Origin of the sequence: Paenibacillus sp. JCM 10914 (genome assembly GCF_001315105.1) — a bacterium.
Taxonomy (GTDB): domain Bacteria; phylum Bacillota; class Bacilli; order Paenibacillales; family Paenibacillaceae; genus Paenibacillus_AQ.
The window spans coordinates 414,297-432,573 of the sequence record NZ_BAZR01000001.1 but is presented as its reverse complement, the minus strand read 5'-3'; the positions used below and the strand labels follow the sequence as shown (position 1 = coordinate 432,573).

Genomic DNA, 18,277 nt, shown 5'->3' with positions numbered 1-18,277 from the left:
TCTTCCCTCAACTCTATGCTCCATGTACCTTTCTGAGAAGGGTTGATCACAGAAATTCATATACCGCTACTGTGCAAGTTGTTTTTCTCTGGTGCAAAAGATGTGCGTTCTATTGTATTTTGTCATAACTTCACGGTCAAACGGGTTGCTTAAGTTTGTGGAAAGTGAAGCGGACACGCAAAAACAGTGCAGGCCCAAACTTCAAGCCTGTCACTGCTTTTCATCGTGCATATTATGCTAATTCAACACTTAACTTAATGTTTGTAATGCATCAGGTGTAAAAGGAACCAATTCGTCTGTCCGGCCGTCCCGAATTTTAGTTACCCAAGCCGGATCAATCAATAGTGCACGTCCTATGGCAACGAGGTCAAATTCTTCACGTTCGAGTTTTTCAATCAATCCATCAATTCCGACGCTAGCAGCTCCCTTCCCTTCAGCGAAAAGACTTGTAAAATCACCATCAAGACCAACAGATCCAACCGTAATCGTCGGCTTGCCAGTTAGCTTTTTGGTCCATCCTGCAAAATTCAGGTCAGAGCCCTCGAACTCAGGCTCCCAGAAACGGCGAGTGGAACAATGGAAAATATCGACGCCTGCAGCAACGAGTGGCGCTAGGAACTGCTCCAGCAGCTCAGGTGTTCCAGCTAATTTCGTTGAATAAGCCCCCGATTTCCATTGTGATAAGCGCAGTACAATCGGGAATCCGGTTCCAACGGCCTGACGGCAAGCCTCGATCACCTCAACTGCAAAACGTGTGCGTGCAAGCATGTCACCACCATAGCGATCGGTGCGCTGGTTGGTTTTCTCCCAGAAAAATTGATCGATTAAGTATCCATGTGCACCATGCAGCTCAATGCCATCAAATCCAAGTCGCTTGGCTTCAGAGGCCGCCTGCGCGAACGCTTGAACGATGTCAGCAATTTCCTCTTCCGAATAGTCATTCACTTGACCGCGAGCTCCCATATGCCAAATTTGTGGAATGATCCGTCCGCCTGCCTCATGTACTTCAGACACTACATTTGTCCAGCCGTTCAATGCAGCTTCACCATAAAAATGCGGAACGTTAGCTTGATTCGACGCATCCGGATGATCGACTATCGTTCCTTCTGTCACGATAAGTCCTACGTTGTTCTCGGCTCTGCGACGGTAGTAGGAAGCTACATTAGCGCCAGGCACTCCATCGGGAGAAAATTGCCTGGTCATCGGTGCCATTACGATCCGATTAGCTAATTTCAAGTTGCCTAATTCAAACGGTTTAAATAGGGGTTCTACTGATAGTGTTTTAGACATGATAGCCTCCAAAGTTAATTGATTTTTAAATGTTTAGACAGTATCACAGGGGCCAATGTGGCCCGCGTTAAGATTAGTTTTATTTAATATCTAGATGTTCATCCAAAGGGGCGTTCCTTAAGCACCACCTCCTTTATTATCACGTTGTAAGACCAATATCAATATTCGCTATCCATTTTTGACTACACGGTCAATAACTTGGCAAAAAAAGATCAAGGCAAAATAAGTGCAAAAGACGTACGCAAGACCGCCTCGATCTGTTCCCGAGATCCTCCTGATTTTTCTAAAATCTTGGAGCCGGAAATAGCGTTGTTTAAATAAGCTGCAAGCACGCTGCTGGAAAAACGGGTCGTAATCAACTGCTGTTTCTGACCGCTGCTGATGATTTTCTCTAGTATATGTTTAGTTTCGGCGGACATCAGCTCTATTTCGCGGGTGACCTCTTTGTCATCCTTAGCAAACTCCAATGCGGTATTTACCATCAAGCATCCGCGGCACAATTCTTCATCATGCAGCAGAGAGTTGTATAAGGATTCAAGCTTTTCCAGTGGAGAAATATTCTGCTCCTCCAGCTCTTTCAAGTTCGAAATACGTTGTTCACGATAGTGGGCTAAAGCCTTGAGGAATAGAGAGCGCTTGTCGTTAAACACACAATACAAGCTTTGCTTCTTAACCCCTGTCATACGAGTTAAGTCCTCATAGGAAGTAGATTTGTATCCTTTGTCCCAAAACACTTCCATAGATTGGTGTAAAACATGATCAATATCGAATTCTCTTGGTCTGCTCATGAGATTACTTTATCAATTCTTGACTATATAGTCAAATAAAATTCGCCAGTCTTATGGATGAGTACTTTTATTACTACCTCAACGTTCGCAGTATGAAATTGATACAAGCCTTGATAACAAACAACTCGCAAACCATTACTACCCCTTACATTTTCCAGTTGCATATCGAACATTTGTTCTGTATATAATAAGAATGAGCATTTTGAAGAACGGGAGGAGGCTGTACCGATGTCCGCGTCTCCGCTGCAAACCGAAGAGGAACTGCTATCCGTCAAGGAATGCGTCATCCTGCCGCTCGTACTGGACGTGCTGGAACAGGACATCCACCGCATGAAACCTTCCGGCATCAGCCCCGATTACCTGCAGCATCTGCAGGCCGTGCAGAAGATGACGTTTACGAAGCTTGCAGCGCTCAAGCGCAGCTGCCGCGCGCGTGGCATTGCCATTCTGAATACCCAGCGCCGGCAACATTCCATCCACATCCGTTACCGCTGCCGCGGGTATCAGCATGATATGGAACTCATGTGGGATTTTGTAAGGGCCGATATTCAGATACGGCTGGCGGAAATACTTCACATTTCGCTTGAATAGGAGGAATCATCATGCATAAACGCTCGCAGCGCGTCGTGTTTCTCGCGGACTGCCAATCCTTTTATGCCTCTGTTGAAAAAGCAGCCCATCCCGAGTACAAACATAAACCTCTGGTCGTCTCTGGCGACCCTTCCCGGCGCAGCGGCATCATTCTTGCCGCCTGCCCGCTCGCGAAGGATTATGGAGTCACAACAGCCGAAGCCTTGTGGCAGGCGCAGCAGAAATGCCCGGATGTGATTGTCATGAAGCCGCATATGAGCGCCTACATCCGGGTGTCCCTGCAAATCATGAGCATACTTGAATCGTATTCCGACCAAGTGGAACCCTTCAGCATTGATGAGCAGTTCGTCGATGTGACGGCAAGTCTGGCGCATTTCAATTGTACGCCCGCCGAGCTCGCCAAACACATCCAGATGCGTGTCCGGTATGAGACCGGCGTTCATACCCGGGTCGGCATCGGTCGCAACAAGATCCTTGCCAAGCTGGCCTGCGATAACTTTGCCAAGAAGAACAAAGACGCCATCTTTGAACTAAGCGAATCGAATATGGATGCACTCTGGGCCTGCCCGGCGCACAAAATGTTCGGTGTGGGCTCGCGCACGACCAAGCATTTGGCCCGGATCGGCATTCAGACGATTGGCGAGTTGGCGCACACCCCTCTGCCTGATCTCAAATCCAGGATGAAGCGTCATATGAGGAAAAACTGTGATATCTGGAGCGAGGTATTGTGGCGAACCGCCAACGGTTACGACGATTCCCCAGTCACGCCGGACGCGTTCGAGGGCCAGAAGGGAATCGGTCGGCAGACCACGCTGCCTGTGGATTATCGCGATCAGCAGGACATCGACGTGGTGCTGAATGAACTGTCCATGCTCATCTGTCAGCGGGCGAGAGCCAAAGGTTATATGGGCAACGTCGTGCATGCCGGTGCCCAGGGCGCCGACTTCGACCGGCCGGTCGGCTTCTCGCGCCAGATGAAGATTCCAGAGCCGACCCACCTGTCCCGCGAAGTGTACGCAGCGGCCAAGGAGCTGTTCCGCAAGCACTGGGATGGCGGCCCGGTTCGCAAAATATGGGTCTCGCTCGGCGAACTACAGAGCGATGCCGTCTACCAGATGTCCCTCTTCGGAGACCGGGAGCGGCTCATGGATCTGGAGCACGCCATGGACGACATCAACAACCATTTTGGCCCCTCCTCCGTCTACTTCGCTCATCGCTCACCCAAACGAGTCAGCTGAAATTCCTGAACGCCAAGATCGGAGGACACTACAAATGAAGAAACTAACAGGCAACGGTCTATGGGAATCCAGTCGCATGATGCTGTTCGAGCATCGGGACGCCATTATTGAGAAGCAAGGAACGATGCATAAGCAGGCTCACCCGCTGCTCGATGAGCAGCAGGCGCAGTGGATTGCCGAGAAGATCAGCGACGCGTATCAGAATAAACGCCAGATCCAACTTCTCGTATACGGGGTATACGATCATTATACGGTCCGCGGCGTCATTTCCCGGATCAACACCGCCAATGAACGACTGTTTATCAGCGATACATGGATCAATCTAAGCGATGTGCTGGAGATCGATACCGATGAGATCACAGAATAACGGATCGCTACTGAGCGGCAGACGACTAAGCAGGGATACAAACGATAAATAGAAAGGGGTACTCCATGAAAATGCACACCTTTGATCACACGCGATTGATAGCACAGAATGCCGCGAGGCCACGGAATCTCCTGCAGTCCCTACTCTGGACCAGGCACGATACTCCCTCGTTGGAGCATGGCCGACTCTATGAACACCATGCTGGATTTATCTTAGACGGAACCGTTGTCGGCAGCCTGGATCACCATCCTTCCATTGCGCCTATGAGATTGCCATTACAGACCAATGGCAGACCCGAGAGCTAAAGATTGCCCTCTCCGGCGCAGACGGAGAGCATTATCTCTGCTTGAGACGAGATGAAGAGAATCGCTGGTGGGAAGGCGGGACGGATCGTGAGCTTGGCGCATTAGCCGGTCTGACGGATATCGATCTCGGCATATCCCCTTCCACCAATACGCTTGCGATCCGGCGCCTCCGCCTGCAACCCGGGGACAGTGCGGCGATCACCGCCGCTTGGGTTCGCTTCCCAAGCCTTGAAATCTCTCCGCTTCCCCAGCGATACACCCGTACAGGAGAGAATACCTATCGCTACGAGAGTAATGATGGCGCATTCCAAGCGGACTTGGAGATAGACGAACATGCACTCGTCACCCAATATGCGGATATTTGGAGTCGAATTTGATCTCGCTGACACCCGCATAGTGTCAAAAATCCCCTGCGCGTCCTATCTGGACTTCGCAGGGGATTTCCATGTGGTTAATGTGGTACGAACAGCAATTGCAGGACGAACAAGACCGCGAAGATGTACATCAATGGATGCACCGCTTTCCACTTACCCTTAACGATCTTCAGCAGCGGATACGTAATGAAACCAAGCGCGATCCCCGTTGCGATGCTGGACGTGAGCGGCATCGTCAGGATCACGAGGAAAGCGGGAAAGGCTTCGTCAAAGTCGTTCCAGCGGATATGCTGGACATTGCTCAGCATGAGACAGCCCACAATGATGAGCGACGGTGCAGTAATGGCCGATATTCCCGCCACCGCGCCAACGAGCGGGCTGAAGAATGCCGCAATCACGAATAAGCCCGCCACAACAACCGACGTCAAGCCTGTACGACCGCCGGCGCCCACTCCCGCCGCGGATTCGATGTAAGCCGTCGTTGGACTTGTGCCGACCATCGAGCCAGCCACCGTCGCTACCGAATCGGAGAACATCGCACGCTCTGCCCGTGGCAGCTTGTTATCCTTCATCAAGCCGGCCTGCTGCGCAACACCGACAACCGTTCCTGTCGTATCAAAGAGTGTCACGAGCAGGAAGGAGAATACAACGGCATATAGCCCGTGCGTAAAGACATCGGACAACGCCGTAATCGGATTCCATACCAGTATCCCTTCCGGCAACGAGGGGGTCGATACAATGCCGCCGCCGAAATGCAGCATGTCCGCAAAATAAGCATGATACCTGTGATGATCATCCCGATGAACAAAGCGCCTTTAATGTTCCTGGCCAACAAGATCAGCGTAATGACCAAGCCAACCATGGCCAGTATGACGGACGGCTGATGCAGGTCGCCAAGCGCCACCAGATTGTCCGGATGTGCCGTCACGATGCCGCTCATGCGCAGTCCGATAAAAGCGATGAACAACCCGATGCCAACCGTAATCGCATGTTTGAGATTAGCTGGTATCATCTCGATCAGTCGGCGCCGCAGCGTTGTCATAGACAGCAGCAGGAACAGTAGACCTGCAATAAATACAGCGGAGAACGCTTCAATATAACCGATCCCGGCATGACCCTGCACCACGGAATATGTAAAATAAGCGTTCAAGCCCATCCCCGGCGCAACGGCAATCGGATAACGAGCCACGAGCCCCATAAGGAGCGTCCCGATGACGGCCGCGATGATCGTTGCGGTGAAACTTTGCTCAAAAGGCACCCCCGCTTGAGAGAGAATGAGCGGATTCACCACCATAATATAAGCCATCGTAAAAAATGTCGTGGTCCCCGCAACAACTTCTGTCTTAACCGAGGTACCGTTTGCTTTTAAATCGAACACAAGTATAGCCTCCAATCATCATGCTGTACTAGCCCAAGATGCTAGAACTGCTAGAACCTTTTGTAAGTTGTACAATGTTTGATATACTCTGGACAAGTCATTATGCTGCACCTGCGCAGCAAGCCACATCGAATTCGAGGAGGCCTTACACAATGTGCGGACGCTTTACGTTAACCGTCACCTGGGAAGAGCTGCTGACAAGATATCTAATAGATCCGGAGCTACTGACGCCATTTCACGTGCCCCGTTATAATATTGCCCCTACGCAGATGGTAACGGCTATTATTAACGACGGGACGGCGAACCGAATCGGGCAGTTGCAATGGGGGCTCGTCCCCTCCTGGTCCAAGGACGCCGCGGCAAGCGCCAAGATGATGAATGCGCGCAGCGAGACGCTGGAAGAGAAGCCTGCTTATAGGATACCCTTTTATCGGAAAAGATGCCTCATTCCGGCAGACGGATTTTACGAATGGCAGAAAACCGACATCGGCAAACAGCCCTATCGGATCAGCCTAAGAAGCGGCGAAATCTTTAGCATGGCCGGTTTGTACGATACGTGGATCACGCCGTCTGGTGAGAGGCTGAGCACCTGTACGGTCATTACAACCGAACCGAATGAGCTGATGGCACCGATTCACAATCGGATGCCCGTCATACTGAAGCGAAGCGATGAAGCGCTATGGCTCAAACGGAATCCCTTGTCCGGTGGAAACCAAGAACCGGATCGCTCCTCGCTCGAAGCGATGAAGAATCTGCTCCAGCCCTACCCAGACCGCGAACTGCAGGCTGTGCCGGTAAGCACTACCGTCAATTCCGTCAAGAACGATTCCGCGGAGTGCATCCGCCGGGTAAGCGGGTCCGACTAAATCGCGCTTCACCTTTTCCACGCATATACACGCCAGAAGCCCCTGCTATGGAGAACAAACTCCCGCAGGGGCTTCTTCTATGCTTACGCCAACATACTCGTAACATGAATCTTTAACTATTCGCGATTACCCGTTCCCTGCCTTAAGTATGCTACCCAGCGTCTCGTAAGGCGCAAGATTAACGGAACATCCCCCACAGCTTGATGAGGTGAAACGTATTGTTCGGATCGATCTTCTGAGCAAGCACGAACTGTACCAACTGCTGCTCCTGAACCGAACTCAGCTTCTCATTCAAGATCCCGCTGGCGCTCCGAACCAATTGATGCACTTTGGCGCTATTTTGAAGATCGGCCTTGGTCAAGTTCTGCGTCAAAGCTTTGATCTTTTCCTTAATCGCCGGATTTTTCATTTTCAGTTTGATCCGCTCTACCAACTGCGGACTAATGCCATACTGCTGATAACCCAATGAAAAAACACCTCCCGTCATAAATGCTGTCACCTTCTGATTATATGACAGAAGCCCGTCCATTGTGCCAACAGATTCCTTACAGGCTAGTCCATAATATCCCCTTGAAAAATCTTCTCTTCTTGCAGATAAACACGTAACGCTTCATATTCAGGTGAAGTCCAGAAGCTGCTGTCACTGACCAGACTGGCTGCATCACCCCGTGCTTCCTCAACTACCTTGAAATCGGCAACCATATCAGCCAGTCGGAATTCCGGCAACCCGCTCTGTTTCGTTCCGAAGAAATCCCCCGGTCCTCGCAGCTCCAGATCGCGCCGCGATACCTCGAATCCATCTTCCGTCTCTGTCATAACCTGCATGCGCTCTATACCGACCTCAGACTTCGGATCGGCAACGAGGACACAGTAGGAAGCATGTTGCCCCCGACCGACCCTGCCCCGCAGCTGATGCAGCTGCGACAGACCGAAGCGATCGGCATCCATGATCACCATTAAGGTTGCATTCGGCACGTCAACGCCAACCTCAACCACCGTCGTGGATATGAGCAGTTGTACTTCATTGCTGTAGAACTGCCGCATCACTTCATCCTTCTCGGAGGGCGTCATGCGCCCGTGCAGCAGCCCGACGGCATACTTAGGAAAGGCTTGCTGCATCTGCACGTGCAGATCAATCGCATTTTGCACATCCAACTTATCCGATTCTTCAATGAGCGGAGCGATTAGATAGGCTTGGCGTCCCTGGTCTACTTCCCGGGAAATAAATCCGAGTACGCGCTCCATTAAATCATGCTTCACCCAATAAGTTGTAATCGGAATTCGCCCCTTTGGCCGTTCGGACAGCGTGGATACATCCATGTCGCCAAAAGCTGTGATCGCCAGCGTCCGTGGAATCGGAGTTGCTGTCATCGTGAGCACGTCCGGATTATAACCCTTACGGCGCAGTACACTGCGCTGATTGACGCCAAATCGATGCTGTTCATCCGTCACGACAAAACCCAGCTCTCTGAAATAAACATCTTCCTGGATCAGGGCATGTGTACCAACCACCACATCGGTTAACCCCATCTGAAGCGAAGCCAGCAGGTCTTTGCGCCTCTTGCCGGTTACGCTTCCCGTAAGCAGGCCGACGGTGATGCCGAAAGGCTCGAACAGCTTTTGCAGGGAACGCATATGCTGCTCCGCCAGAATCTCCGTCGGTACCATGAGCGCCCCCTGAAATCCTGAGCGCACAGTCGTAAACAACGCTATGGCCGCCACAATCGTCTTGCCTGATCCGACATCGCCTTGAAGCAGCCGGTTCATGCAATATTTTGATCGCATATCATGCAAAATTTCGAGTTCCACCTTCTTCTGAGCGTCAGTGAGCTCGAACGGGAAGCTGCGTACAAACTCTCGAATCGTTGCATTGTCAGCCGTATGTACAATCCCATCCAGGCGTTCTCGGTTCAGCGCTCGGAACGCCTGCATTTTAAGCTGGAACAGAAACAGTTCCTCGTACACCATCCGCCGTCTACCCTCCTGGCCTTCGCGGGAACCCACCGGCTGATGGATCGTCATGATCGCTCCCTTGCGGGGCATCAAATCATACTTCTTGAGCAGTGCTTGCGGCAAGATTTCGGGAATCATCTCCGCATACTGCTCCAGTGCCCGAGTCATCGTCTTCCTGATCCAGGCCTGCGTGATTTTCCCCCCAATGGAATACACCGGCTGCAGCGTGCCGCTGCGAAATGCTCCTTGATCCGGAAATTCCGATTCGGAGACCGTAAGCTGCATTCTGCGCTGGTCCCACTTACCTGTCAATACAATCTCACGACCAGCGGTTAACTGATCTTTGAGAAAATGCCGATTAAACCAAGTAGCCGTAAACATCCAGTTCTCAGCCAGCATTTTACAAGTAAGCCTTGATTTGCGTCCATACCGCTGCAACACGGGCACGCTGGCAATTTTGGCCTGGATCGTAATCTTATCCCCATCCTTGACTTCGCTTAGTGTCCGCAGCCGGTAATCCTCATACCGGAACGGATAATATTCAAGCAGATCCTTTACCGTAGAGACGCCAAAGGCGTGAAGCTCCCCTTCTTTCAGGGCGCTCACGCCGTTGATCTGTCTAACGGATATTTGATCGAGTTTGAGACTCATATCATCTACCTCACTTATGCAGGCCACACATAGGCTGCAATAGTTCCAGGTCCCACATGTGAACCGACCACGGGACCGATCTCGGAGAGGGTTGTTTCCTCGACTTGGAACACCGTGGACAATTGCTGCAGAATTTCTTCCACTTGCGCCGGGTCAGCCGTATGTCCTACGGCTACCTTAACATGGGTAACACCGGATAAATCCCGCGCTAGCAATTCAATAATTTTGGCGGTTGCCTTCTTGCGTCCGCGAACCTTCTCCACCGGGAATATGACACCTTCATCATCGATGGACAGGATCGGTTTAATGTTAAGCAATGTACCGAGCACGGCTGACGCCTTGCCGATTCGTCCGCCTTTTTGCAAAAATTCCAATGTATCGACCAGGAAGTATAGCCTGCGCTTGCTGCGAATCTCTTCCAGCGAAGCCACGATATCGGAAGCCGTTGCGCCTTCCTGAGCAAGCTTCGCTGCTTCAACGACAAGCAAACCGAAGCCGTACGAGGCGGATTTGGAATCCCAAACGGTAATATCAGCATCACCTTCGATCATGGAAGTCGCAATCAGTGCAGACTGATAAGTCCCGCTCATGCTCGATGAGATATGCAATGATACAATCGAACAACCGGGATACTGTTCCAATATAGATTCGTACACCGCAACGAAATCCGCAGGCGATGGCTGGGACGTCGTGGGCAGCTGTGTCGATTGAACCAGCTTCTTGTAGAATTCTCCGGGGGCAATCTCGACGCCATCCAAATAGGTCTCTTCCCCAAACATAAGTCTTAACGGCACGATATGAATGTTATGTTGCTTCACCAGGTCTGCCGGAATATCCGCTGTGCTATCTGTCACAATCACGGTCTTATTCACCGGAACCCCTCCTATAATTAACCTTGCAATAATGTAAGATAAACGAATAATCGAACCGAATTAAAGATTAAGACTCAACCGAGAATAAATAAGCATAAATGGGCTGACCGCCGTAATGCACTTCAACCTCGGCGTTCGGATATTGCGTCTCCAGCCAGTTCGTCAATGCATGTGTCGATTCTTCCGTTGCATCGCTACCTGTAAGCAGAGTAACAATCTCATCTCCTGATTCAAGCATCTTCTCCAGCAGTTCCTGTGAAGTTGTAACAACGTCAGGAGCGGCAGCCACGATATTCGAATTGCGAATTCCGATGAATTGGCCAGCCTTGATCTCAAGCTCATCGATCGTGGTGTCCCGTACAGCATAAGTCACTTGACCCGATTGGACACGACCGATGGCGTCCATCATGCTGTCGGTATTCACATCCGTGCCTTCATCCTCTTGGAAGGCGAAAGCGGCAGCAATGCCCTGCGGAATCGTCTTGCTCGGGATCACCGTAACATTGCGCTCCCCTTCAAGCAGTTCGCGTGCTTGCTGGGCAGCCAGGACAATATTCGAATTGTTCGGCAAAATATAAATTTGCTGCGCGGTGATTGAGGCTACCGCATTCACAAAGTCCTCCGTGCTTGGGTTCATCGTCTGTCCTCCAGACAGTATCACGTCGACCCCAAGGCTCTTAAAGATCTCCGAAATTCCATCCCCCGAAGAGACGGCAATGAATCCGTACGGCGCGATTTCATCTGCTGGCGGAACGGCCGGCGCTTCCGGTGTTCTCTGTTCTGCCGGAATGTCGGCAAACAGCTCCGGCATAGGCGCGATGTCCATGCCCGTGGTTAATAAATCGCGATGCTGCTCACGCATGTTCAAAATATGAATCTGCGTGATCTCGCCGTAATGCAGGGCCAAGTTCAACACTTCACCCGGTGCCTTGGAATGTACATGAACTTTAATCGTCTCATCATCAGCAATGACGATGATGGAATCACCATTCACTGCAAGCGCTTTCCGGAACTGATCTTCGTCAAATTCGGCACTTGTTCCCTCACCTAGCTGACGATTAATGAAGAACTCCATATCATATAGAAACTCGATGTCTTCTGTGGACAATTGGGACTGAGCCGATGTTGGTACTTGAATGGCCGTTAAATCAGGAGCAACAAAAGCCGGCGATGGCGCGCTGTCCGCAACAGCTTGTCCTGGTGCAGATGTTGTATTGCCCTCTGAAATTACGCCGCCACGCAGCACTTGCAAGAATCCTTCATAAATGTAAACAAGGCCTTGACCGCCTGAATCTACCACCCCTACTTGCTTAAGGACCGGAAGCATATCCGGTGTCTGGGCCAGCGTCTCCTTCGCTTTGGCCAGCACCTGCTCCATCACTTCCACAACGTCGTGGCTCCGGCGCGAGAAATAAACAGCATGCTTGGCTGCTTCTTTAGCCACCGTCAGAATCGTACCCTCAACGGGCTTTACGACCGCTTTATACGCAGCTTCAACGCCTGTCTGCAAGGCAGCGGCAAATTGATGAGCGTTAAGCTCACTGTAAGGTGCTGCATAGCGGCTGAATCCGCGAAACAACTGGGAAAGAATAACCCCGGAGTTTCCTCTGGCCCCCATTAAAAGACCCTTGGACAGCACACCGGCGCTGTGACCAATGGATTCCGAGTACTTACTCTTCAGTTCTGTCACACCTGCAGTCATCGTTAAATTCATGTTCGTCCCCGTGTCGCCGTCCGGCACCGGAAAGACGTTCAAGGAATTAACGTGTTCTGCATGCTGCTGCAGCTGCTCCGCTCCGGCTAAGACCATCGCGGTAAATTCTGTTCCATTCAAAGAACGCTTACTCAATGAGAATTCCCCTTCCTGGCTTGATACCCATAAACACTTCTTCTGAAAATTACATATTTATTTCATAGCATATAGCTGACGAAATTGCCCGATTGGCATAACGATAAAATGGCCATGATGATATCAATCGCATCAATGGTGGGCTGGAATCTCGTCCACTAGCCTTCGGCATATCCATATCAAATCCAAGAGACACGCCAACGTAGCCCGTAATATATCACTTTAAAATATTATGGACTAAACAACATTGTACTATAAGAACAAAGAGAAATAAATGTTTTTAGGACAGTTGACGGAGCAATTTTTACTGTGATATTATATTTAAGTATTGTTTCATGCAGGGTTAGGAACAAGGAGGTGTAATAAATGGCTCGCAAATGTTATGTAACTGGCAAGAAACCAGGCAGTGGCAACCATGTTTCCCACGCTAATAACCACAACAAGCGCTCTTGGGGCGTTAACGTTCAGAAGGTTCGCATTCTGGTGGATGGCAAGCCTAAACGTGTATACGTCAGCACTCGTGCTTTGAAATCCGGTAAAGTGACTCGCGTATAATCATCTTGTTATATGAAGAAAAACTTCTTAATCTCCAGCCACCGTTTGTGGGCGATCCGGGACAAGGAAGTTTTTCTTGCGTTTAGATACATATGATCATGATCCTAAACAAAAAGCACCCTGAGCGGATTTCAGGTGCTTTTTTTATTTAGATATAAGAAAGGGAATGTTGCAAGAACACCGCTCCCTTATACCGCAAGAAAAACGTCCGGTCAAAACGCGGTTAATCATCGATGTACGTACGTCGTGAGACGCTTCTCTCTTGGGTATAGATAATCATCATCACTATACCGCAAGAGAACCTCCGCAGCAGGTTGCGGTATGTCCTAGCGTGCGCTGATCGGTGTATTCTTGCCAAGCTTCCCTGGAGCCGGCAAGGCGGCGGCCGTCCCGGGCGGAGGTTTTGTTGCGCCGGGACAAGCTGTCAGCTCTTGTGAAACGTATTTAAGATCGCCTTCACAAAACCTCCCAAAAACTTCGGCAGCTTGAACGTATAGAATTTCATGTCTCACCCTCCCCATCATTCTCATGCCTTCCTGAATTATGTTATGCACCAAGCTCATAGAAGTGAACAAAGGCAAAAAAGGCCACATGAGAACCCAGCTCATGTAACCATATTTATGCGGGAAAGTCCCGTGCTATGCATCTCCTGATTACGTTCTGGTCAAGATGTTACACTGCCGCGAATATCAGCAATGGCACCAGCACGATCTTCCTTGCTGAATACGGCACTACCTGCCACCAATACATCCGCTCCGGCAGAAGCAACCAGCGGCGCTGTTTCCGGCGTGATACCGCCGTCTACTTCGATATGGATATTCGGAGAAGTGGACGCCGAAATCATCGCACGAATACGGGCGATCTTGTCCACGGTCCGTTCAATGAAGGCTTGTCCGCCAAATCCCGGATTCACCGTCATCACCAGAACCATATCCAAATCAGGCAGCACTTCTTGCAGGACATCGGCTGGAGTAGCAGGATTAAGTGCAACGCCGACTTTCACGCCATGCTCTTTAATGAGGTGAATGACGCGATGCAGATGCGTACATGCTTCCACATGTACCGTAATATAATCGGCTCCAGCCTTGGCAAAATCAGCGACGTACCGCTCCGGCTGCTCGATCATCAGATGTACATCAAGCGGCAAGGAGGTGTGGGGTCTGATTGCCTGAACGACCGGAGGACCAAGTGTAATATTGGGCACGAAATGTCCGTCCATCACATCCACGTGAATCCAATCGGCTCCGCCCGCCTCAGCCTCCCTGATCTCCTGTCCGAGCTTGGCAAAGTCTGCTGATAATATCGATGGCGCAATTTTGATCATCTTAGTACCTCCGCTTCTTTTCTTTCATCTCTGTAAAAAAGCCCACGTAATGTTCATAGCGGCTATCTTGAATGATTCCATCATCCTTAGCCTTCAGGACCTGGCAGCCTGGTTCATGGAGATGGCTGCAGCCCCTGAATTTGCATTCGGCGGCATAAGGAGCAAATTCTCGGAAGCAGCTTGATAATTCCTCCACCCCTAGTTCCAGAAAATCCAGCTGGCTAAATCCTGGCGTATCCAGGACGTAACCTCCGTTGTCCAGCTCAATCAACTCCACATGGCGCGTTGTATGACGTCCGCGGCCAAGCCGGATGCTGATTTCACTCGTTTCTAATGACAGACCCGGCATAATCGCGTTTAGTAATGAAGACTTCCCTACGCCGGATTGGCCGGAGAACACACTGATGTGCTTGGCCAGGCGGTTCTTCACGTCCGCGGTGCCAAGCCCCTCGAGCGAGCTTGTAATCATCACTTCGTAGCCGATAGCCTCATAGATCTGCTTCACCTGCTCCATAGAATCATCCGAGGCATCCGCCAGATCCTGCTTGGTCAGACAGATTAATGATTCGAGACCAGCATGCTCAATATGTACGAGGAACTTGTCCAACAGGAGCAAGTTCAGATCCGGTTCCTTCACCGAAAACAACAGCACCGCCAGGTCGACATTCGCGACCGGCGGGCGGATTAATTCGGAGGACCGTGGCAATAATTCCTCCACGGTGCCCTCCCCATTCTCTGTCAATGAATACATAACGTGATCTCCAACGAGCGGAGAAATGCCTTTTTTCTTGAAAATGCCGCGGGCTCTGCATTGAACCGCTGGGTCCTCCCCGGATATCGTATTGCCGTCTCTAAGTGGTTTGACATAATAATATCCGCTTAGTGCCTTCACGATCAGTCCCTCAAGCATAGAATAGGCCTCACCTTTCTTGTTGGAATGTTATTTCGATTAGTCGTTGTCCTTACCTTTCCCACGTCCGTTGCCGTTGCCGTTGCCGTTGTTGCCCGGAGGCCAATCTAAGGCGGAGTCATCCTCGTCATCATTACCTTCGCCTGCGTCTTCATCCGGCGGGGTATCTACAGGAGTGTCCGGCGGTAAAGGTGGCGGCTCGTACGATGGCTGCGGTACGGTCCCGTTCTTCACATCGTTGTAGCTCACACTATAAGTTTCCACCTGGCGGCCGTCGCGATAAATCATGACCGTGGCGTTCTTGTTCGGCGCGAGCAGCAGCTTGACCGGGATCGTCTCGGTCGTGCTGATCATCTTGTTCACCGCTTCCTGGTTCTCGCCCAGCGCATCAGTGAACTCCACCTTCACCCGGATTTCTTGCCCTTCATAAGCCGGAGTAATCGGTACGTTATACGTATGTTCCAGCGCATCCGCAGGATAACCGGAGCTTACGAACAGGGTAATGGCAGCACCCGGCTCCACATCTGCGTTCTCCTCATGCGGCCACTGTTCCATGACCTCGCCCTTCTTGATCTCGTAACTCGATCTTTCTTTGATCGCTTCAATCTTGAACCCGTTCGACTCCAAGAAGTTAACGGCCTTTTGTTGCTCCATGCCGACAACGCTAGGCATTTTGATTAGATTCCTGCCTTTGCTGACGACAACCGAAATCGTATCCGTTTCCGGATTGAACGGTACACCTTCCGTTGGTGTCTGCCTAAAGATCTGATCTTTAGTAATTTCATCATTGTTCTCGGTCGTAACGTTGATAGCGTCCGGGGAGATCTCGATACCCGCTTCCTTCAATTTAGCGACGGCCTCTTCGAGCTTCATGCCGGTGATCTGCGGCATATTCGGAAGCGGTTTGGCAATACCTACCGATAGTTGGACCGGCGTGTTCTCCTTCAACGTGGTTCCCGGTTCCCTGCTCTGATGGAATACGATCCCTTCTTCCACGTTCTCTTTGTATTCGCGGATGACTTCCTCATCCACCGCCAGACCGCTCTCTTCCAGCATCCGAATGGCGTTCTCCTCGGTCTCGTCCACGACGTTAGGGACCGTAACTTCCTTAACTTCCAGCATGTTGTTCACATAGATGACAACACCCGTCATAATACCAAGGAACAGGAGCGCCGATACGATAATGATCGTTGGTTTGACCCACTTCTTCTTTCCTTTGCCCGGAGGCTCCTCTTCCACTTCCTCCTCCTCGTCATCACTCAGAGAGCTATCATGTGGCTGCCCACTGCGCTGCATCGTCTTGAAGGCCGGCATTACCCGGGTAGAATCCTCATCATCTTCAAATTCCATTCGCGGCTCGTTGCGCCGAGTCGGCAGCAAGCAGGTCTCGAGGTCATCCATCATCTCTTCTGCTGACTGGTAACGCTCTTCCGGATTTTTGCGCATGGACTTCAGGATGATATTCTCCACGCTCTGAGGGATGAGCGGATTAACCTCTCGTGGATCATCAAACTCCTCCTGGAGATGCTTGAGCGCAACACTGATAGGACTCTCGCCCAGGAAAGGAAGACGAGCAGTAAGCATTTGATAAATCACGATGCCAAGTGAATATAAATCCGATTTCTCGCCGGTCACAACACCTTTCGCATGCTCTGGCGAGAAATAGTGAACCGAGCCTACGACAGAGCCCGTCTGCGTGATCGTCGTTGAAGTCACAGCACGGGCAATTCCGAAGTCTGTTACTTTCACCCGACCGTTACGGCCGATCAGTATGTTATGCGGCTTAATATCACGATGAATAATCTGATTATGGTGTGCATGCCCCAGCGCATCACAAATCTGGGTGGCGATCCGCACGGCTTCATCAACCTGCAGCGGCGCCCGCTCTTTAATGATCTCGTTCAAGTTCTGCCCTTCGATATATTCCATGACGATGTAATGCACTTCATCCTCTTGGCCCACATCGTAGATGCTGACCACATTGGAGTGCGACAATGACGCCGCGGATTGTGCCTCGCGCCGAAAACGGCGAATAAACTCCTCGTCATGTACAAACTGCTGACGCAGTACCTTAATAGCGACATTACGATTCAGAAGGATATCCTGAGCCTTATAGACGAGCGCCATACCGCCGCCGCCAATACGCTCAATGATTTTATAGCGACCAGCCAACTCATGTCCGATCATGAATCCCACCCCTTTATACGTTGCGAGGCAACCTCTTCCTGATGCTCAAACAAAGCGACCGTGATGTTGTCTTCACCGCCAGCGAGAAGTGCTAACTGAAGCAGGCGATCCGCTCTTTCCTCCAGAGGGATGTCAAGCGAACCAGATATTTGTCCAATTCGTTCGCGGTTAACGCGATTGCTGAGACCGTCGCTGCACAGCAGCAGCACTTCGCCTGCTCCAATCGTGACCGGAGCCAGCTCAACGGTCACATCTGCATCCGTTCCAAGCGCCCGGCTTAACACATTTCTCCGGGGATGATTCTCCAGTTGATCCTCCGTGATTTGACCACTCTTATAGAGTTCATTCACTAGGGTATGGTCATCTGTGAGAAGAATCACTTGTCCGGGAATAATCTTATACGCTCGACTGTCCCCGATATGCCCGATATACCCTTCGGAATCGCGGAAGAGCACCGCCACAATGGTCGTCCCCATATTGTGAAGCTTCTCGTCCTTAGAGGCTTCCTGATAAATGACTTCATTGGCATGCAGAATCGCATCCCCCAGCGCCGCGCGAATGGCATCCATCGACATCCCGGGCTCAAGCGAGGATAAATCAGCCGATACCGTTTCGACCGCCAGCCTGCTGGCGGTATCGCCTGCAAGATGTCCCCCCATACCATCAGCAACCACACCTAAGGTATAGCCATGTTCCAATGTGCTAATAAACACGGAATCTTCATTAACGGAACGAACGCGTCCCACATGGCTAACATGGACCGTATTGATCAACGCCTC

The 18,277-nt window shown here is 50.9% G+C and carries 17 protein-coding genes and 2 pseudogenes; 7 read left to right on the top strand and 12 right to left on the bottom strand.

Annotated elements, in window-relative coordinates; genetic code table 11:
• Positions 1-249 precede the first annotated feature (249 nt).
• Complete coding sequence (locus JCM10914_RS01975) at positions 250-1,290, bottom strand: NADH:flavin oxidoreductase (RefSeq protein WP_023956787.1); 1,041 nt, start codon at positions 1,288-1,290, stop codon at positions 250-252.
• A gap of 212 nt (positions 1,291-1,502) precedes the next feature.
• Positions 1,503-2,078 (bottom strand): TetR/AcrR family transcriptional regulator, encoded by a 576-nt coding sequence (locus JCM10914_RS01970; RefSeq protein ID WP_036716762.1) that lies wholly within the window; start codon positions 2,076-2,078, stop codon positions 1,503-1,505.
• A gap of 228 nt (positions 2,079-2,306) precedes the next feature.
• On the opposite strand from JCM10914_RS01970, the gene JCM10914_RS01965 reads away from it, so the two are divergent.
• From JCM10914_RS01965 to JCM10914_RS01950, 5 genes and pseudogenes are all read left to right on the top strand, one after another.
• The gene (locus JCM10914_RS01965) at positions 2,307-2,669 is read left to right on the top strand and encodes a hypothetical protein (RefSeq protein ID WP_023956783.1); all 363 of its coding nucleotides are present in this window, start codon (positions 2,307-2,309) and stop codon (positions 2,667-2,669) included.
• A gap of 11 nt (positions 2,670-2,680) precedes the next feature.
• Positions 2,681-3,945: pseudogene (locus tag JCM10914_RS01960) on the top strand (DNA polymerase IV).
• Entirely contained in the window at positions 3,942-4,274 is a 333-nt protein-coding gene (locus tag JCM10914_RS01955; protein WP_023956779.1) for a YolD-like family protein, read from the top strand. The pseudogene JCM10914_RS01960 and the gene JCM10914_RS01955 overlap by 4 nt, the downstream one beginning before the upstream one ends.
• A gap of 65 nt (positions 4,275-4,339) precedes the next feature.
• On the top strand, positions 4,340-4,579 hold the full coding sequence (locus JCM10914_RS29585) for a hypothetical protein (RefSeq protein WP_231638450.1): 240 nt from the start codon (positions 4,340-4,342) through the stop codon (positions 4,577-4,579).
• Entirely contained in the window at positions 4,480-4,956 is a 477-nt protein-coding gene (locus JCM10914_RS01950) for a putative glycolipid-binding domain-containing protein (protein WP_370570215.1), read from the top strand. Before JCM10914_RS29585 ends, JCM10914_RS01950 begins: the two co-directional genes overlap by 100 nt.
• Before the next feature lie 74 nt (positions 4,957-5,030).
• Here JCM10914_RS01950 and JCM10914_RS01945 read toward each other — a convergent pair.
• A pseudogene (locus JCM10914_RS01945) lies at positions 5,031-6,331 on the bottom strand (NCS2 family permease).
• Positions 6,332-6,483: 152 nt separating this feature from the next.
• On the opposite strand from JCM10914_RS01945, the gene JCM10914_RS01940 reads away from it, so the two are divergent.
• A complete protein-coding gene (locus JCM10914_RS01940; protein WP_023956771.1) occupies positions 6,484-7,197 on the top strand; it encodes an SOS response-associated peptidase in 714 nt (237 codons plus the stop codon).
• A 178-nt stretch (positions 7,198-7,375) separates the two neighbouring features.
• Here JCM10914_RS01940 and JCM10914_RS01935 read toward each other — a convergent pair whose 3' ends face one another.
• The 4 genes from JCM10914_RS01935 to JCM10914_RS01920 all read right to left on the bottom strand — a co-directional run bounded on the left by JCM10914_RS01935 (position 7,376) and on the right by JCM10914_RS01920 (position 12,522).
• A complete protein-coding gene (locus tag JCM10914_RS01935) occupies positions 7,376-7,663 on the bottom strand; it encodes a stage VI sporulation protein F (protein WP_036716872.1) in 288 nt (95 codons plus the stop codon).
• 86 nt (positions 7,664-7,749) lie between these two features.
• On the bottom strand, positions 7,750-9,801 hold the full coding sequence (gene recG / locus JCM10914_RS01930; protein ID WP_023956768.1) for an ATP-dependent DNA helicase RecG: 2,052 nt from the start codon (positions 9,799-9,801) through the stop codon (positions 7,750-7,752).
• 14 nt (positions 9,802-9,815) lie between these two features.
• Positions 9,816-10,673 carry a DegV family protein gene (locus tag JCM10914_RS01925; protein ID WP_023956766.1) on the bottom strand — a complete coding sequence of 286 codons (858 nt, stop codon included), beginning with the start codon at positions 10,671-10,673 and terminating at the stop codon, positions 9,816-9,818.
• A gap of 67 nt (positions 10,674-10,740) precedes the next feature.
• Positions 10,741-12,522 (bottom strand): DAK2 domain-containing protein, encoded by a 1,782-nt coding sequence (locus JCM10914_RS01920; protein WP_023956764.1) that lies wholly within the window; start codon positions 12,520-12,522, stop codon positions 10,741-10,743.
• Positions 12,523-12,888: 366 nt separating this feature from the next.
• Between JCM10914_RS01920 and rpmB the strand changes: the two genes are divergently transcribed.
• Complete coding sequence (rpmB, locus tag JCM10914_RS01915) at positions 12,889-13,077, top strand: 50S ribosomal protein L28 (protein WP_023956762.1); 189 nt, start codon at positions 12,889-12,891, stop codon at positions 13,075-13,077.
• A 424-nt stretch (positions 13,078-13,501) separates the two neighbouring features.
• On the opposite strand, the gene spoVM is transcribed toward rpmB, so the two are convergent.
• The 5 genes from spoVM to JCM10914_RS01890 all read right to left on the bottom strand — a co-directional run bounded on the left by spoVM (position 13,502) and on the right by JCM10914_RS01890 (position 18,271).
• Positions 13,502-13,582, bottom strand: coding sequence for a stage V sporulation protein SpoVM (spoVM, locus tag JCM10914_RS01910; protein WP_034273235.1), 81 nt, complete (start codon positions 13,580-13,582; stop codon positions 13,502-13,504).
• A 159-nt stretch (positions 13,583-13,741) separates the two neighbouring features.
• A complete protein-coding gene (gene rpe / locus JCM10914_RS01905) occupies positions 13,742-14,401 on the bottom strand; it encodes a ribulose-phosphate 3-epimerase (RefSeq protein WP_023956758.1) in 660 nt (219 codons plus the stop codon).
• 1 nt (position 14,402) lies between these two features.
• The gene (gene rsgA, locus JCM10914_RS01900) at positions 14,403-15,311 is read right to left on the bottom strand and encodes a ribosome small subunit-dependent GTPase A (RefSeq protein WP_023956756.1); all 909 of its coding nucleotides are present in this window, start codon (positions 15,309-15,311) and stop codon (positions 14,403-14,405) included.
• A 39-nt stretch (positions 15,312-15,350) separates the two neighbouring features.
• Positions 15,351-17,498 (bottom strand): Stk1 family PASTA domain-containing Ser/Thr kinase, encoded by a 2,148-nt coding sequence (gene pknB, locus JCM10914_RS01895; protein ID WP_023956754.1) that lies wholly within the window; start codon positions 17,496-17,498, stop codon positions 15,351-15,353.
• Positions 17,495-18,271, bottom strand: coding sequence for a Stp1/IreP family PP2C-type Ser/Thr phosphatase (locus JCM10914_RS01890; RefSeq protein ID WP_023956752.1), 777 nt, complete (start codon positions 18,269-18,271; stop codon positions 17,495-17,497). Before JCM10914_RS01890 ends, pknB begins: the two co-directional genes overlap by 4 nt.
• Between the last annotated feature and the right edge of the window lie 6 nt (positions 18,272-18,277).

What these genes read in the sequence shown, in the direction of transcription:
- JCM10914_RS01975 (WP_023956787.1), bottom strand. Translation starts at nt 1,290, where the DNA reads ATGTCTAAAACACTATCAGTAGAACCCCTATTTAAACCGTTTGAATTA.
- JCM10914_RS01970 (WP_036716762.1), bottom strand. Translation starts at nt 2,078, where the DNA reads ATGAGCAGACCAAGAGAATTCGATATTGATCATGTTTTACACCAATCT.
- JCM10914_RS01965 (WP_023956783.1), top strand. Translation starts at nt 2,307, where the DNA reads ATGTCCGCGTCTCCGCTGCAAACCGAAGAGGAACTGCTATCCGTCAAG.
- JCM10914_RS01955 (WP_023956779.1), top strand. Translation starts at nt 3,942, where the DNA reads ATGAAGAAACTAACAGGCAACGGTCTATGGGAATCCAGTCGCATGATG.
- JCM10914_RS29585 (WP_231638450.1), top strand. Translation starts at nt 4,340, where the DNA reads ATGAAAATGCACACCTTTGATCACACGCGATTGATAGCACAGAATGCC.
- JCM10914_RS01940 (WP_023956771.1), top strand. Translation starts at nt 6,484, where the DNA reads ATGTGCGGACGCTTTACGTTAACCGTCACCTGGGAAGAGCTGCTGACA.
- recG (WP_023956768.1), bottom strand. Translation starts at nt 9,801, where the DNA reads ATGAGTCTCAAACTCGATCAAATATCCGTTAGACAGATCAACGGCGTG.
- rpmB (WP_023956762.1), top strand. Translation starts at nt 12,889, where the DNA reads ATGGCTCGCAAATGTTATGTAACTGGCAAGAAACCAGGCAGTGGCAAC.
- spoVM (WP_034273235.1), bottom strand. Translation starts at nt 13,582, where the DNA reads ATGAAATTCTATACGTTCAAGCTGCCGAAGTTTTTGGGAGGTTTTGTG.
- rpe (WP_023956758.1), bottom strand. Translation starts at nt 14,401, where the DNA reads ATGATCAAAATTGCGCCATCGATATTATCAGCAGACTTTGCCAAGCTC.
- rsgA (WP_023956756.1), bottom strand. Translation starts at nt 15,311, where the DNA reads ATGCTTGAGGGACTGATCGTGAAGGCACTAAGCGGATATTATTATGTC.
- pknB (WP_023956754.1), bottom strand. Translation starts at nt 17,498, where the DNA reads ATGATCGGACATGAGTTGGCTGGTCGCTATAAAATCATTGAGCGTATT.